The 15,822-nt window shown below is 43.7% G+C and carries 17 protein-coding genes and 1 tRNA gene; 2 read left to right on the top strand and 16 right to left on the bottom strand.

Annotated features, from left to right (window positions below):
* Positions 1-160: 160 nt before the first annotated feature.
* The 7 genes from DYE66_RS02910 to DYE66_RS02885 all read right to left on the bottom strand — a co-directional run bounded on the left by DYE66_RS02910 (position 161) and on the right by DYE66_RS02885 (position 4,860).
* Positions 161-1,831, bottom strand: coding sequence for a DAK2 domain-containing protein (locus DYE66_RS02910; protein WP_003000705.1), 1,671 nt, complete (start codon positions 1,829-1,831; stop codon positions 161-163).
* Complete coding sequence (locus DYE66_RS02905; RefSeq protein ID WP_003000699.1) at positions 1,831-2,196, bottom strand: Asp23/Gls24 family envelope stress response protein; 366 nt, start codon at positions 2,194-2,196, stop codon at positions 1,831-1,833. The genes DYE66_RS02910 and DYE66_RS02905 overlap by 1 nt, the downstream gene beginning before the upstream one ends.
* 192 nt (positions 2,197-2,388) lie before the next feature.
* On the bottom strand, positions 2,389-2,577 hold the full coding sequence (rpmB, locus tag DYE66_RS02900) for a 50S ribosomal protein L28 (RefSeq protein ID WP_002960104.1): 189 nt from the start codon (positions 2,575-2,577) through the stop codon (positions 2,389-2,391).
* A gap of 102 nt (positions 2,578-2,679) precedes the next feature.
* The gene (locus DYE66_RS10960) at positions 2,680-2,940 is read right to left on the bottom strand and encodes a CPBP family intramembrane glutamic endopeptidase (protein WP_003000727.1); all 261 of its coding nucleotides are present in this window, start codon (positions 2,938-2,940) and stop codon (positions 2,680-2,682) included.
* A gap of 23 nt (positions 2,941-2,963) precedes the next feature.
* A complete protein-coding gene (locus DYE66_RS10955) occupies positions 2,964-3,359 on the bottom strand; it encodes a hypothetical protein (RefSeq protein ID WP_244914162.1) in 396 nt (131 codons plus the stop codon).
* Positions 3,360-3,705: 346 nt separating this feature from the next.
* Positions 3,706-4,587 (bottom strand): class II fructose-bisphosphate aldolase, encoded by an 882-nt coding sequence (locus DYE66_RS02890; RefSeq protein WP_003000703.1) that lies wholly within the window; start codon positions 4,585-4,587, stop codon positions 3,706-3,708.
* Positions 4,588-4,774: 187 nt separating this feature from the next.
* Positions 4,775-4,860: transfer RNA gene (locus tag DYE66_RS02885), tRNA-Leu, on the bottom strand.
* A gap of 398 nt (positions 4,861-5,258) precedes the next feature.
* Here DYE66_RS02885 and DYE66_RS02880 point away from each other — a divergent pair.
* Positions 5,259-5,408: a hypothetical protein gene (locus DYE66_RS02880; protein WP_003000664.1), complete on the top strand. Its 150-nt coding sequence runs from the start codon at positions 5,259-5,261 to the stop codon at positions 5,406-5,408.
* Between the two features lie 428 nt (positions 5,409-5,836).
* Here the strand turns inward: DYE66_RS02880 and DYE66_RS02875 are convergent, their stop codons facing one another.
* The 3 genes from DYE66_RS02875 to tig all read right to left on the bottom strand — a co-directional run bounded on the left by DYE66_RS02875 (position 5,837) and on the right by tig (position 10,019).
* Complete coding sequence (locus DYE66_RS02875) at positions 5,837-7,441, bottom strand: CTP synthase (protein WP_003000739.1); 1,605 nt, start codon at positions 7,439-7,441, stop codon at positions 5,837-5,839.
* Between the two features lie 292 nt (positions 7,442-7,733).
* The gene (gene rpoE / locus DYE66_RS02870) at positions 7,734-8,315 is read right to left on the bottom strand and encodes a DNA-directed RNA polymerase subunit delta (RefSeq protein ID WP_003000729.1); all 582 of its coding nucleotides are present in this window, start codon (positions 8,313-8,315) and stop codon (positions 7,734-7,736) included.
* A gap of 420 nt (positions 8,316-8,735) precedes the next feature.
* Positions 8,736-10,019 carry a trigger factor gene (tig, locus tag DYE66_RS02865; protein ID WP_003000680.1) on the bottom strand — a complete coding sequence of 428 codons (1,284 nt, stop codon included), beginning with the start codon at positions 10,017-10,019 and terminating at the stop codon, positions 8,736-8,738.
* A 424-nt stretch (positions 10,020-10,443) separates the two neighbouring features.
* Between tig and DYE66_RS02860 the strand changes: the two genes are divergently transcribed.
* On the top strand, positions 10,444-11,292 hold the full coding sequence (locus DYE66_RS02860) for a mechanosensitive ion channel family protein (protein ID WP_003000741.1): 849 nt from the start codon (positions 10,444-10,446) through the stop codon (positions 11,290-11,292).
* Between the two features lie 162 nt (positions 11,293-11,454).
* Here the strand turns inward: DYE66_RS02860 and DYE66_RS02855 are convergent, their stop codons facing one another.
* The 6 genes from DYE66_RS02855 to DYE66_RS10765 form a co-directional block, all read right to left on the bottom strand.
* Positions 11,455-12,018 (bottom strand): TIGR01440 family protein, encoded by a 564-nt coding sequence (locus DYE66_RS02855; protein WP_003000752.1) that lies wholly within the window; start codon positions 12,016-12,018, stop codon positions 11,455-11,457.
* Entirely contained in the window at positions 12,018-12,497 is a 480-nt protein-coding gene (locus DYE66_RS02850) for an ECF transporter S component (RefSeq protein ID WP_003000692.1), read from the bottom strand. Before DYE66_RS02850 ends, DYE66_RS02855 begins: the two co-directional genes overlap by 1 nt.
* Complete coding sequence (locus DYE66_RS02845) at positions 12,487-13,248, bottom strand: bifunctional hydroxymethylpyrimidine kinase/phosphomethylpyrimidine kinase (protein ID WP_003000715.1); 762 nt, start codon at positions 13,246-13,248, stop codon at positions 12,487-12,489. Before DYE66_RS02845 ends, DYE66_RS02850 begins: the two co-directional genes overlap by 11 nt.
* Complete coding sequence (gene truA / locus DYE66_RS02840) at positions 13,241-13,987, bottom strand: tRNA pseudouridine(38-40) synthase TruA (protein WP_003000709.1); 747 nt, start codon at positions 13,985-13,987, stop codon at positions 13,241-13,243. The genes DYE66_RS02845 and truA overlap by 8 nt, the downstream gene beginning before the upstream one ends.
* A gap of 223 nt (positions 13,988-14,210) precedes the next feature.
* Entirely contained in the window at positions 14,211-15,350 is a 1,140-nt protein-coding gene (gene dnaJ, locus DYE66_RS02835) for a molecular chaperone DnaJ (RefSeq protein ID WP_003000678.1), read from the bottom strand.
* Between the two features lie 215 nt (positions 15,351-15,565).
* On the bottom strand, positions 15,566-15,808 hold the full coding sequence (locus tag DYE66_RS10765; protein ID WP_142744371.1) for a hypothetical protein: 243 nt from the start codon (positions 15,806-15,808) through the stop codon (positions 15,566-15,568).
* Positions 15,809-15,822 lie beyond the last annotated feature (14 nt).

The raw sequence follows: 15,822 nt of genomic DNA, 5'->3' as shown, positions 1-15,822 counted from the left end.
ATGAGAAAATTCTCCAACTGTCTCCAAAGACGCCTCAAAAATCAAAAGGGTGACAAACAGTCCCTTTTTCCACTACTGCAAGCCCCAAATTAAGCCAACCTCTATCCGATAAACAAGAAGGCCTAGACTCCGAAAGAGCCTAAGCCAACTTGTTAAACACTTATTCAACACTAAATAGATAAGGATAGACGGGTTGGTCACCTTGGTGAACCTCTACTTCAATTTCCTCATACTTATCAGTCAAGGCTTGCGTTAATTTCTCAACAAGATCTTGCTGACCATCTTGACCAATATAGAGGGTGACAATTTCACTATCCTCATCAATCATCTTTTCTAGAGTCGCTAGCAGGGCCGTCTCCATATCCGGATTTGAGACAAGAATCTTGCCATCGACCATGCCCAAAATATCATCCTTATGGATTTCCAAGCCGTCAATGCTGGTATCACGGACTGCTAAGGTGACACTACCACTAACAACATCTGCTAGGCTATCCGTCATAGCACTAAGGTTATCCTCTAAGCTTTGCTCTGGATTGAAGGCTAAAAGGCTGGTCAGGCCTTGAGGGATGGTGCGGCTTTCGACGACCGCTGCGGGAATGTCCACAACGTCAGCAGCTGATTGGGCCGCCATAAAGATATTCTTATTATTCGGCAGGATAATCACATTCTTGGCATTAAGGGACTCAATAGCCTTAACAATATCTTCGGTAGATGGATTCATGGTTTGGCCACCTGAAATAACCACATCAACACCTTGTGATTTGAAAATTTCTGCCAAGCCATCACCAGCAACCACTGCAATGAGGCCAAAGTCCTTAGCCGAACTGGCTGGCACAGGCTCTTGAGTTGCTTCTTTTTCTAATTGCGCCTCGTGTTGGCCTCGCATATTGTCCACCTTTACCTTGACCAAGGCACCGTACTTGAGCCCTTCTTGCATGACTAAACCAGGATCTTCGGTGTGGACATGGACCTTGACAATCTCATCGTCATTAACGACTAGAAGGGAGTCCCCCAGTTCATTGAGATAATTTCGGAAGCTTTCGTAATCAAAGTCTTTGACATAGGTAGGGCCTTTACGAAGGGCAACCATGATTTCTGTACAGTAGCCAAACTTGATATCCTCAGTAGCCACATGTCCAGCAACAGACTTATGGTGCTCGGCATTGATCATCTCGCTCATATTAGCTGGGGTTGCTTGAAACTCTTCTGAGGTAAGATAATCACCCGTCAGAGCAGATAGGAAGCCTTCATAAATAAAGACCAAGCCTTGGCCACCAGAATCAACGACACCAACCTCTTTCAAAACGGGTAACATCTCCGGTGTCTTAGCCAAGGCAGCCTTGGCTCCGTCAAGAGCAGCTCGCATAACCTCAACCGCATTATCGGTTGATTCTGCCTTTTTGAGGGCTGCAGTTGCCGCCCCACGCGAAACCGTCAAAATGGTTCCTTCAACAGGCTTCATAACCGCCTTGTAGGCAACTTCGACCCCTGCTTGAAAGGCTTCTGCCAGAGCTTTACCATCTAATTCTTCCTTATCCTTGATGGCCTGACCAAATCCGCGGAACAACTGCGAAGTGATAACACCTGAATTTCCGCGTGCCCCCATCAACAGTCCCTTAGACAAGACCTGACCAACTTGACCAACAGTTGAAGCTGGTTGATCAGCGACTGCCTTCGCACCATTTTCAATGGTCATTCCCATATTAGTTCCAGTATCACCGTCAGGAACAGGAAAGACATTCAAAGAATTGACATATTCTGCCTGATTACCAAGACGGGTTGCAGCCGCCTGCACCATCTCTTGGAAGAGGCTGGGTGTAATATTTGCCACTAATCTTCTCCTACAACTTTAATATTTTGAATATAAACATTAACCACATTAGCATGGATACCAAGCTGATTTTCCAGATTAAACTTCACACGCTCTTGGATATTTTTAGAAACTTCGCTGATTTTAACACCGTAGCTCATGACCGTGTAAACATCAACTGTAATCCCATCATCCAAGGATTTAACAACAACACCCTTAGAATAGTTTTCTTTGCGCAGAAGAGCTTGAAAATTGTCCTTAATGGCACTCTTGCTAGCCATCCCGACCACTCCAAAAATTTCTGTCGCTGAACCTCCGACAACTGTTGCAATAACGTCATCAGATAGCTCAATTTGACCATCTTTTGTATTAATCTTTACAGTCATCTTGCCACCTCTCAAGTTTTTATCATCTTATTCTATCATAAACCAAAGCCAAAGTACAAAAATACAAGAAAGGAAATCACCTAAGTGCTAAAGCGCTTGGTGATGTACACCCGTCACTAGAAGCGGCCTGGCTACCTCCTCTACTAATTCCAAAGGAGAAGAAAAAAAGAGCCAATCGGCTCCATTTAGTTATTAAACACGTTCAACTTTCCCTGATTTAAGGGCACGAGCTGAAGCCCAAACTTTTTTAGGCTTACCATCAACAAGGATCGTAACTTTTTGTAAGTTTGGTTTAACGGCACGTTTAGTTTTGTTCATCGCGTGTGAACGGTTATTAGCTGATTTTGTTTTACGGCCTGTAAAATAACACACTTTTGCCATCTTGATTTCATCCTCCTATTTTTATTTTTTACGGATGTGCTAGCACCACATACCTTAGTAGTCTATCAGAATTCAATAAGCTTGGCAAGCTATTTGAAGAATTTAATGTAAAAGTTGAAGGGAGGCGGTCAAATTGGTTAAGATATGCACCAAGATTGGAAGTTCAATTCGCTTGGATAACCAATAGGTCAGGGTAAATACGACACCTGGCACAAAAAAGTAGCACCAGCTCAAGAAGTCAGTTGGGGTATGAATAAAGGCAAAAAGTAGGTTGACAAGGACCAAACCTAGCCAAGACCGTTTGGAAAAAACATATTTGAAGAGAAGCCCTCGAAAGAGAATCTCCTCAAAAATTGGTCCCATAAGATTGACCGAAACCGGATAGGCTACTGACTGAGCCCCATTGATAGCAGATTTTTGCGCTTCCTGATTCTGAGTCGATAAGTCGCTCCTTTAATGTAGGACCCAAGTGAGACAGCCACAAAATCACTGAGCCAAATCAAAGAGCAAGCCCCAACTAAAATAAGCATAAATTTTTGGCTAAAAAGATCTCTCCCAGATTCATTCAAACGGAAGCCTCGCCTAAATAGATAAGTAAGGAGAAGGACTAAGACAAGAAGATCTGACAAGAGGCCTTTCTGTTCACTTGTCAGGCCATCAAGAACTGCTAAGGCATTCAGACAAGCAGGCATAAAGAAATTTCCAATATAAAAGACCACAACTGCCAGAAAGGCTTCTAGCGGACGACCGCCGTCCTTCCAAGGCAAGAAATATTTTTTCATCTTAAACTCCCAGCTCTCTCCAATTCAATCACAATTAACCTCATTTTACGATAGCAAGGGAAAAAGAGCAATCCCCTCCATGCCTCAAATCAAAGGATCGAAATTTATTTGCTAAACAAGCTTCTCAGTTTAACTAATTTCACGCCTTCTTTACAAGCCATCGAAACAGACTACCCCACTTACAGGCAGTCGCCGACCTTGGACGATTAGATAATCGCGGAAACCTAGTTTTCGCTCTGGCTCAAACTGCATGATAGTCCTAAATTCATCTTTGGCATTCTGGCCCGCTCCATTGAGAGCTATAAAAAAAAGACCCACCCAAGGTGGATCTCTTCATTAAACTTTATTAAGCTTTGTTTTCTGAACCGAATACATCGATACGTTCTTCAACAGCTTCTGTGATAGCTTCAAAACCAGGTTTCAAGAATTTACGTGGGTCGAAGAGCTTCTTCTTCATGTATTCAGCTTCGTTGGCATCAAATTCATGAACGAATTCACGAGTTGCCTTACAGAAGGCCAATTGACATTCCGTATTGACGTTTACCTTAGCAACACCAAGTTTGATAGCTGCTTGAATTTGATCGTCAGGAATACCTGAACCACCATGCAAGACGATTGGGAAGTTAGGCACAGCCGCAACTAATTTTTCAAGGTGATCAAGATGAAGGCCCTTCCAGTTTTCTGGATAAGGACCGTGAATGTTACCGATACCTGCTGCCAAGAAGTCTACACCGGTAGCAACCATTGCTTTAGCATCGTCAATTGGTGCCAATTCACCATCACCAATGATTCCGTCTTCTTCACCACCGATAGTACCAACTTCAGCTTCGACAGATACGCCTTTAGCATGAGCCTTTTCAACAACAACCTTAGCTTTTTCAAGGTTTTCATCAATTGGCAAATGTGAACCATCAAACATAACAGAAGTGTAGCCAACTTCGATACATTCCAAAGCGTCTTCGTAGTGACCGTGGTCCAAGTGAATAGCAACTGGTACAGTGATACCCATTGATTCTACAAGGTTTTCAATCAAGTTCTTACATACCTTGTAACCACCCATGTATTTAGCAGCACCCATAGAAGTTTGGATAAGCACTGGGGCTTTCTTAGATTCTGCGGCACGCAAAATAGCTTGAGTCCATTCAAGGTTGTTTGTGTTAAATCCACCAACTGCATAACCATTGTCACGAGCTGCTTGGACAAATTTTTCTGCTGAAACGATTGCCATTATAAAGGCCTCCTATTTATTTTTCGGGTTGAACCCGTTTACAATGTTAATTCTAGCACAAATCCTTACAAAAAACTAGCCTTAATCAGACTTGGAAGCGTTTTTCCGAAACTGGCAAATTTCTTTGCCGAGACGCTAGCTTCCCCAAATTTACAAAAAAAGAACCGACCTCAGTCGATTCTTAGCATGCGGAAAGAGGGACTTGAACCCTCACAGCCTTAAGCGGCCACAGGATCCTTAGTCCTGCGCGTCTGCCAATTCCGCCATTTCCGCAATAACAAGATAAATTATATCAACTAACTAAGGCAGTGTCAAGAGTTTTTTTGTTTCATTGGAAGGCCCTGAAGTAAAATCTACAAAAAAGTAACTACAACACTTATCTCATCAATACTTCCTACTTAAATTCCTCTCCTTTTATAATTATGTATGACAATTTTTATTAAAATATTAATATGAAAATAAATTAAAATATCAGAAGAATTATTGACTGATTTCTATAAGATAAATAATTACAACAATTATAAAAATTTTCTTGATTTTTCCTTTTAAAAGGCTTAAACTATAAACGTATTTGTTTTGTTAACTACTTTTATAACACAACGAATGTAAAAATTATACTTATTTAAAGGAGTTTCAGTATAAATACTTTAGCTTTTGAGGAGTTTGAGTCTTTGGATGCCGATTACCTTGCACAAGTTCAAGGTGAAGGTTGGATTGGTGCCATCGCTGGAGGTGTCACTGGAGCTCTTGCTGGTGCTAAAGCTGGTGGAGCTGCTGGCGCTGTACTTGGTGCTGGAGTTGGTTATAATACACCATTATAAAAAGATTGACTGACTATATGATGTATACTATTTATGCATTAATACTATTAAGTTTCGCAATATTAGTCTTAATTTCCAAACGCAGCCGCAGCGGTATTGTCAAGGTTATCTGTTTTGGAGTTTTTTTACTGGAATGTATTTTAATAATAGCTAATATGTTTTTGTCATTTTGGAATTGATCAATTATACCAATGGTTGGAACAAAAACATGTTTGTCATTCGGGTAGTTTATTCGTTTGATTCTTTGCTACACTGAAAAAATGTCCCATGCGGCTATAATGATGGCTCTATTGCTGTTTATTATAGTCATATGGGACTTTTTTGATACATATAAAAAACCCATAATATCCGAGATGGAGCTAAGCCACTCTAGATATTATAGAGCCTAGTAAAATCAGATTTTCTGTTTAAATCTTCTTTTTTTATTCTTAATGACTGTTTTCAACTGCGGCAGTGACAAAGGCTGTATAAAGTTCTTCGGCACGATTAGGACGACTTTGCAATTCTGGGTGGTATTGAGCTGCCACGAAGAACTTCTTATCTGGTAATTCCACCACTTCCATCAGACGATTATCTGGTGATACCCCTGAAAAGACAAAGCCAGCAGCTTCAAAGGCTTCCCGATATTTGGTGTTAAATTCGTAGCGATGACGGTGGCGACGCTGAATAACCTCTTGGTTGTTATAAGCGGCTGCTACCTTAGAACCTGGTTTCAGCTTACATGGGTAGAGGCCTAGACGCAGAGTCCCCCCCATATCTTCAACATCCACCTGGTCACGCATCAGATCAATAACAGGATAAGGAGTATCAGAATCTAATTCCGATGAATTAGCCCCTTCCATATTAAGAACATGACGGGCAAATTCAACACAGGTCAACTGCATACCCAGACAGATGCCCAGCATTGGGACATCGTTTTCCCGAGCGTAGCGAAGGGTTTGAATTTTCCCTTCCGTTCCACGGTGACCAAAACCACCAGGGACAATGATACCATCAACATCTCCAAGCAGGTCTGCCACGTTTTCAGCTGTCACATCATTGGCATTGACCCACTTGAGATCAATAGCCGAATCATTGACATAACCAGAATGCTTAAGGGCTTCCACAACAGAAAGGTAGGCATCCGGTAGTTCAACATATTTCCCAACCAGGGCAATTCGAGTAGATTTCTTGAGGTTGAGGACCTTGTTAACCATGGCTGACCACTCGGTCATGTCCGCCTTAGGCACATCCAATTTCAGGTGGTCACAGACAATTTGGTCCATGCCTTGAGCCTGCATATTGAGCGGTACTTGATAGATGTGGTCAACATCCAGTGATTCAATAACAGCTTCTGGTGCCACATCACAGAATTGAGCCAGTTTATTTTTGACTCCTTGGGTAGCTGGTTGTTCGGTCCGAATGACCAACATATTAGGCTGAATACCCAGCCCCCGCAATTCCTTAACAGAGTGCTGAGTTGGCTTGGTTTTCATTTCGCCGGCTGCCTTCAGATAAGGAAGGAGGGTCGTGTGGATATACATGACATTGTCAGAACCCACATCAGCCTTCATTTGTCGCAGGGCTTCTAAGAAAGGCAGGCTTTCAATATCACCAACGGTCCCACCGACTTCTGTAATGATAACATCGGAATCTGTCGTTGTCGCCGCCCGTTTGATTTTTTCCTTGAGGGCATCAGTAATATGGGGAATAACCTGAACAGTTGCTCCTAAATATTCCCCCTTACGCTCCTTACGAAGGACCTCGCTGTAAATTTTACCTGTTGTAACATTAGAATATTTGTTGAGGTTGATGTCAATAAAGCGTTCGTAGTGACCCAGGTCAAGGTCCGTCTCAGCCCCATCATCAGTAACATAAACTTCCCCATGTTGGTAAGGGCTCATGGTTCCTGGGTCAATATTAATGTAAGGGTCAAACTTCTGAATGGTCACCTTGAGACCACGATTTTTCAAAAGGCGACCCAAACTGGCTGCGACAATCCCTTTACCGATAGAAGAAACCACGCCACCTGTCACAAAAATGTACTTTGTCATACAAACTCCTTCAACTCTATCATTAAAACTAGGACCTAAGACCAAAAGTCCAAGTCAAGCAAAAACAAGACGGTTGGCAGTATTTTCGCTTGCTAGGGGGTAAACCTCCCCCAGCCCAGTGCAAAATACCCGAATGCCCAAGACTATCAGACTTAGAATCTGGGATCCTAAGCCTTTAGTCCCTGAACAAAAATAAAAATAGCCCCCTATTCAAGTAGGGAGCTTTCCGACCTCTAAAAGAGGTGCCCGATAATTAGTATAGATTAACTAAGGGGGTTTGTCAATCGGAAAATCAGTCGTTCTCAGTTTCTTCTTCCTCGTCATCATCGTCCGATTCATTCAAGTCAACATCATCATCGTCGTTGACTTCATCATCAGGGATAATTTCATTGATTTCAGAATCGTAGGACTCGACTTCTGACTTCTCATCATCAGGATTTTCTTCGTCATATTCAACATCTGTTGGCGTGAAGTTATCTTCATCTTCTGGATCATCATCATTATAGTCAATGGCATCTTCATCACCATCCATAAAGGCATTGACCCGTTTACGCTTACGTTTTGGTGCATTTTCCCCATTTTCTTCAAGGGTGATGACTTCTTCATCGATTTCATCAATGGCATACCAAGAACGCAGACCCCAACGATTCTCTCCAAGCGGAATGAAGCTACCGTCGGTGTTCAAATCAGAATAGAAAAATGGGAGGGCCTGACGGATGTCTGCATCGGATTTTCCTAAGTAATTTTGAATCTCATTAACCAAGTCGCTAAAGTACATTTCGTGATCACGCCCACGTGATTCCAAAATAGCACGGGCAACTTCAATCATTGACAGTTCGCTTTTTTCTTGTCCAGCAAATACTTCTAATTCCAAGGTGGTCTCCTCATCTTATCTTATTAAATTAGGCCAGCTGCCACTTTTCACCAAAAAGGATAGCTTTTACGGCAGAAAACTCCTTCAGGTGAAGAAGATTGATAGACCTAATCAGAAATAGCAAAGGCCAAATAACCAAAACCTGCTATCTGACCTATTTTTCAGTACTTATTATTTTACGCTAAAAATCACCTTTTGTCTATTACTAATTTTTAAGGGAATCATATCTTTTTCTGATGAGTCTGTCAGTCCCTTCTTAAAGAGCGTCCCTCGGAAGTAGCTTGGCTTTTCCTTACTAAGGACCAAAAGGAGGTAGTGCAGACAACTTTTTCAGCTTCAATGGTCAACGGGACAGTCAAAACTTTTTAATGCGATAAAAAAGGCCACCAATGGCGGTCTTTTTATCAGCTAGTTCTAGCCTTATTTGACTTTTGCTGAGCTTGTGATGGCTTCGATAGCCTTCTTCATAGTGATGTCATGCTTGAGCATATCAGCTGAAAGAAGGGAACGCACTTGATCGGCTGGCATGTTGTATTCAGTCGCCAAATCTGTGATTTCTTTTTCGATTTCTTCATCAGTAGCATCGAAACCTTCTGCTGCTGCGATAGCTTCGATGACAAGGTTAGTACGAACGCGCTTGTCAGCATCTGCTTCGTATTGTTTATGCAGGTCTTCTTCAGTCGTACCAGTCAATTGATAGTACATTTCAGGAGAGATGCCTTGGCGTTGCATATTGCTCAAGAATTCATTCATAGTACGGTGAACTTCATCGTGAACCATTTCTTCTGGCAATTCAACGATTTCAGCATTTTCAACAGCTTTTTCGATAGCAGCCCCTTCGACAGCATCGTCGTAGGCAATTTCCTTAGCAGCTTCTAATTCCTTGCGGTACTTAGCCTTCAACTCATCAAGTGTTTCCACTTCTTCGTCAATATCTTTGGCTAATTCATCATCAAGGTCTGGAACTTCCTTAGATTTAACTTCGTGAACCTTGGTTGCAAAGACAGCATCTTTTCCAGCTAGGTCTTCTGCTTGGTAGTCAGCTGGGAAGGTTACCTTAACCTCAACCTCATCACCAGCCTTAGCACCAACCAATTGTTCTTCAAAACCTGGGATAAATTGACCAGAACCGAGTTCAAGAGAGAAGTTATCTCCCTTACCACCGTCGAATTCAACGCCATCAACAGTCCCAAGGAAGTCGATAACAACGGTATCACCGTTTTCAGCAGCAGCATCTTTGATGGTCAACTCTGCCAAGTTGTTGCGTTCCCGCTCAACCTTATCGTCTACTTCTTGATCAGAGACTTCCTTGCTTTCATCAACAGAAACTTCTAGGTTCTTGTAGTCACCCAATTTAACTTCTGGCTTGGTAACGACTTTTGCCTTAATAGACCAGTCTTGACCTTTTTCCATTGAATCGACATCAATTTTTGGCTGCGCCACAACATCGAGGCCACTTTCAGCCAGGGCTGCTTCATAGGCTGCTGGCAAGATAGCGTTCAAAGCATCTTCGTAGAGAGCCTCTTCCCCGAATTTTTGGTTGAAGACCGCACGTGGCATATGACCCTTACGGAAACCTGGGACATTCAAATTCTTTTTGACTTTATTGAAGGCTGTGTCAAGGGCGGGTTTGATTTGTTCTTGACTGATGGTAAATGTAAGCACGCCACGATTTGTAGCAGTGTTTTCAAATGATACAGACATCTTTTTCTCCTTAAAAATCGTAATACACCTTAGTCTATCATAAATAAAGGCTTTTTAAAAGGATTACCTGATTATTCTAGGGAAAAAATAGGCAGCTTCCCGTTTTTTTGTTAGACTAAAAGAGTCACTAGTCTAAAAAATGGGCCAAGCAAAGTCAGCGACACCTTTATCGTTTAAAAATCTCAGATTGGGTGCACTTGGCGGACTGAGAGATCCAAAGTAGTAGTGACCCATCTTCTTCTGGAAGTTGCTAGTCCTGAACCTGACTCCATCACAACTGATAATAGTGGACTAACTGAAAAACTGAGACAAACACCTATGATGGCTTTGCCCTCACCCACAAAAATGTGTAACCTTGGAAGACTGCGTATAAAAACCTCCGCCTTGAATAGGCAAAAGCTCTGAAACCTCGAAAGGAATGACGATGTCAATTTTAATCAAATACTGGGAATCCCTCCATTTTGAGGATTTAGCTGTTAATTTACTGGCTAAGGCCATCGAACTAGTCCTGCTTATCTTTGCCTTTATCATTGGCAAACAGATTGCTAACTGGGCCTTTGATAAATTCTTTAGCCATTCTCCAAGGCTTTTGGGCCAGACTGAAGGCAGGCGAAAGACATTAATCAGGCTCTTTCATAATGTTATGGACTATTTCCTCTACTTCCTACTCATCTATTGGATTCTCGCGATCTTAGGTCTACCGGTTTCCAGTCTCTTAGCCGGTGCTGGAATTGCTGGTTTGGCTATTGGGCTTGGGGCTCAAGGATTCCTGTCGGACTTGGTTAACGGTTTCTTCATCCTGATTGAGAGACAATTTGATGTGGGAGACTCTGTCACAGTAGATAAAGTCTCTGGTATTGTCTCCAGCGTAGGAATTCGAACCACTGAAATCCGTGACTTTGATGGGACCCTGCACTTCATCCCCAATCGGGAAATATTATTAGTTAGTAATAAATCACGTGGCGATATGCGAGCCCAGATTGACATTCCCATCTATGCCTCAACAAATCTGGACAGGGTGACCCAAATCATCAAAGACGTTAACGAAACTGAGGTCCCTAAGTCCCCAGAAATCGTTGGTGTCCCGAATGTTCTGGGCCCACGCACAGCCACTAACGGCCAATTTATCTTTCGAGTTGACATCTTTGTCCAAAATGGTCAACAGGCCAAGATTTATTCGCAATTCTATCGCCTCTATCAAGAGGCCCTGCTCAAAGCCGACATCAGCTTACCAACACCCAATACTCATAGCCTGCCAAGACAAAAGAGTTGAGCTCCTGCCCAACTCTTTTTAAACGATGTTAAAATCAGAACCTGAAAGCTATATCAAGTTTTGAGGTTTGCTAACGAACCAAGTAGTTTAAACGGGCGAAGCAAGTTTAAAAACAAAGGATGGACTTGCTGTCCCCTTAGAGAATTTCGCTTTTGACGATACTCAATTCTTACGAATGGGGTCTGCCTTATACTTGGCCCTGGCTCCCCCAATCAATTTAGGCCGACTGGCTAGGGCGGTGACATGAGCTCCACCCAACTCTCGCTCAAGAGGAAACAAGGGAACCTGGACTCGCTTGACGTGCATGCCGATAAAGGTATCGCCAATATCAAGACCAGCATGGGCTGTTACTTCTTCGACCTCAACAGGATTTTCCATATAGTCAAAGGCGGCTAATTGACCACTACCGCCCGCATGGAGACTAGGCAGGACATTAACAATTTCCAAATTCTTGCTTTCTGCTACCGCCTCTTCGACAACCAGAGCGCGGTTGAGGTGCTCACAGCCTTGGACAGCTAGGTGGACTCCCTTGGCCTGGGTCTCTTGGAGAATGGTCTTAACGATGACCTGGCCAATCTCTAGACTAGAATTCTGACCGATACGACCACCTGCAACCTCGCTTGAAGAGAGGCCCAAAACAAAGATTTGCCCTTTCTTGATGGCTGAGCGATCCAAGATGTCCTTAACGATAGCCCGCGTTTTCTTTTCTAATAGTTGCAAATCCATTAGCTTCCTCCCTTTCTCGGAAAGGCCTTATTAAAGGCTCGATAAAAGATTGCCCCTAGAAGGAGGCCCAAGAGGTTTTGGCAGAGGTTGCCCCAGATACCAGCAAGAGCCGCTCCCCAACCAAAGCCAAGAATCAGGGCAGCTAGAATGTATATCCCTACCATGGCAAGACTAGCAAGAACCACACCAATATAACGACGAGCGCCAGTCCAACCGGCAAAATAACCCTGAAGGCCATGAGCTAGGAGACTAAAAATCATATACTGGGGATAGCCTAGGAGATAATCCAAAAGAAAGGCTGATAGACCACCAACCACGGCACCCGAACGACTCCCCAGATAAAGGGCTGTAAAAAAGATACCTGTATCAAGTAAGGTTAAAAAGCCTGTCAGGGTTGGAATATTTACAAAACCCAAAGCCAAACTCAGAGCCGTCAATAGAGCTAAAAGTGTCAGCTGGCTTGTCCGATTATTTCTCATAGGCCTGCACCACCCCATAATCATCCGAATGCAAAATTGCCTGATAGACAAAGTCCTTGGCCAATTTGACAGCTTCAAATGGCTCTTTCCCCAAAACCAGTTGGCTAGCAATACTAGAGGCAAAGGTGCAACCAGCCCCGACATTATTTTTGTCTGACAGGGGTGCAGATAGAACCTCTAATCTTTTTCCATCGTAAAAAACATCCAATGTCTGATCTGAATCCAAACGCTTACCGCCCTTAACGATAACCGCCTTGGCTCCCATGTCATAGAGCTGCTTAGCTGCTAAGTTCATATCCTCAAGCCCCTTAATAGAAAGGCCTGTAAGAATTTCTGCCTCCGCCAGATTTGGGGTCACGATAGTGACATGAGGCAAAAATTGTAGGAGCTCATCTCGCAGGGCACTAACGGCCACATCGTGCTTTTCCTTACAAACAAGAACCGGATCTAAGACGATGGGCAGGCTGTCATGGGACTTGACGAAGGCTAGGGCTGCCTCAGCGACCTCAACATTAGGCAGGAGGCCCAGCTTAATTCCTGAAAAATCAATCGTTTTCAGGCTATCCAGTTGAGCCTGAAAAACCTGGGAATCCGTCGCAAAAACTTGAAAGCCTTGCTCGGTCATGGCCGTCAGGCAGGTCACCGCCAGAAAGCCCCTCAGACCATTGAGGGTATAGGTGGTCAGGTCGGCGTAGAGACCGCCACCGCTAAAAACATCGTTACCTGAAATCGCAAGTATCTTTTTAGTCATAAGTAATCTCCTTTAAATAAAGGCCATTGCCTGCTGCTGTAGGGCCAGCTAAATTTCTATCCTTGGCCGCCAAGATGGTTTTAATCTGACTGACCGGCATTCGACCATTGCCAATCTTCAAGAGGGTACCGACCATATTTCTGACCTGCTTATAGAGGAAACCATTCCCAGAAAAAGTGAAGACCAGAAAACCCGTTTTGGGATCACGTTCAACCTTGGCCTGGCTAATGGTTCGGACCTTATTTTCTACCGAAGTCCCAGAGGCTGTAAATCCCGTGAAATCATGAGTTCCAAGCAAATCAGCTATGGCTTCCTGCATGGCTCCTAAGTCTACTGGATAAGGAAAATGGGTGGCATAGGCTCGCATCATGGGATTCTTAGGACGGCCCGTATCCACCAAAAACTCATAGGTCTTGCTGTGGGGGTTGTAGCGGGCATGAAAAACTTCAGGGACCTGCTCAACGCTTACCACATCAATATCCTCAGGGGACTGGGTATCCAAACCGAAGCGAAGCTTCTCCTCATCACGGGTCTGGGGCAAATCAAAATGAATAACCTGTCCATAAGCATGAACCCCGCTGTCAGTTCGACCAGCCCCGTGCACCTTGACAGGATTGCCACTATTTAGTCGCTCTAAGGTTTTTTCCAATTCCTCCTGAACCGATCGCTCCTTGCTCTGGCGTTGAAATCCAGCAAAGAGGGTTCCATCGTAGGAAATAATAGCCTTATATCTTACCATGGCCCTATTTTAGCATGATATATTTGGCTTGCCCAGAGAAAAAGAAGGAATCTGTCCCCAGACAGATTTTATCAGACAAGGCATAAGCGACAGAACTAATAGCCTACTTGGAGATGAGCCCAAGAGTTTGCTCAGGGCCGTCAAGCAGAAGTTGAGTCTTGATGCCAGTAAATTTAGCGCCAAAAAAGGAGCAGACCCCTAATCTGCTCCTTACTTTATGATTCTATTCGCCATCAAAGGCATCTTTGACCTTATCGAAGAAGCCTTTTTTCTTAGGTTGAATGCTATTTTCACCACTAGCTGCCGCTAAGGCCAGGAGGGCTTCTTTTTGAGCCTCATTAAGCTTGGTTGGGGTCACAACATTGATGGTCACATGCTGATCACCTTGGCCATTGCCTCTCAAACGAGGGGCACCCTTGCCCTTGAGACGGAAGGTCTTACCTGTTTGGGTTCCTTCTGGAATGGTCATTTCAACAGCACCATGAACAGTTGGCACCTCTACGGTATCACCAAGCGCTGCCTGGGCAAAGCTGATATTGAGGGTGTAGTAGATGGTTGAGCCATCACGCTCGAACTTCTTGCTGGGCAGGACATTGATGATGACAAAGAGGTCGCCATAAGGACCGCCATTGAAACCAGCTTCCCCTTGATTTTGCAGGCGAATTTGTTGACCAGTTTCCACACCAGCAGGCACCTTAACAGAAACCTTGTGAGCCTTCTTTTCATGGCCAGTACCATGACAGGTGTTACATGGTTCCTTGATTTCCTTACCAGTACCGTGACAGACATCACAGGTCACTTGGCGACGCATCATGCCCAGAGGTGTTTGGGTATCAACATTGATAACCCCTTGACCATGACAGCGACTACAGGTAACTGGACTGGTTCCTGGCTTAGCTCCTGAGCCATGACAGGTTTCACATTCGGCTTCACGGTTATAGGTGATGTCCTTTTCAGCACCAAAAATCGCTTCTTCAAATTCAAGGTTGAGGCGATATTGAAGGTCATCCCCTTGGCGAGGGGCACTAGGGTTACGGCTGGCCCCACCGCCTCCAAAGAAGCTTGAGAAGATGTCTTCAAAGCCACCAAAACCGGAGCCATCAAAACCACCGAAGCCGCCTGCACCGCCGCCAAAGCCACCATTAGCTCCCGCTGCACCGTATTGATCATAGGCTGCCCTCTTTTGCTCGTCGCTCAGCGTTTCATAAGCCTCTTGGACTTCTTTATATTTGTCCTCCGCCCCAGCTTCCTTATTAATGTCGGGGTGGTACTTTTTAGATAATTTCCGATAGGCTCTCTTGATCTCATCCTGAGAAGCATTCTTAGAGACACCTAGACGGTCATAATATTCTGTATTGTTCATGTAAGATACCAAGACCGTAAAATTCGACTGAAAAATAGGAAATCAGGCGACGGAGCGATGCTCCTAAGCTGATTTCTCTTTTTTCCGAGAATTTAGGTCGGGTTCAGTTCCTTTCTAGCTTAGTAAAAGAAAGAACCAGAAATTTCCGTTCCAATTCGTTTCTTACCGAAAAATAGAGGCTGGGTTGCAACCTCTGGATTTCCATACTTTATGATTTATAGCGGAGTCGCATAGCCTTTCCGTTCGCTAACATCATATTTAGCTTTACAATTGTCACAATAGCAAAATGCATCTGAAAAAGTTGCTTGATAGCCGTAACCACTGCCATTCGGACGGTCTTTAGACCAGACAACAGTTCCTTCTCCACAAGGACATTTATAAGTTCTCACTCTCTCATCATATGTACCATTTTCATGTGTTTCATCAGAGATGAGTTCCAATTCAATTCTATCGTTCATATTAATACCTCAAC

The organism is Streptococcus downei MFe28, from assembly GCF_900459175.1.
GTDB classification, from domain to species: Bacteria; Bacillota; Bacilli; order Lactobacillales; family Streptococcaceae; genus Streptococcus; species Streptococcus downei.
The sequence above is the reverse complement of the archived record's forward strand: the minus strand, read 5'-3'. Positions and strand labels throughout refer to the sequence as shown.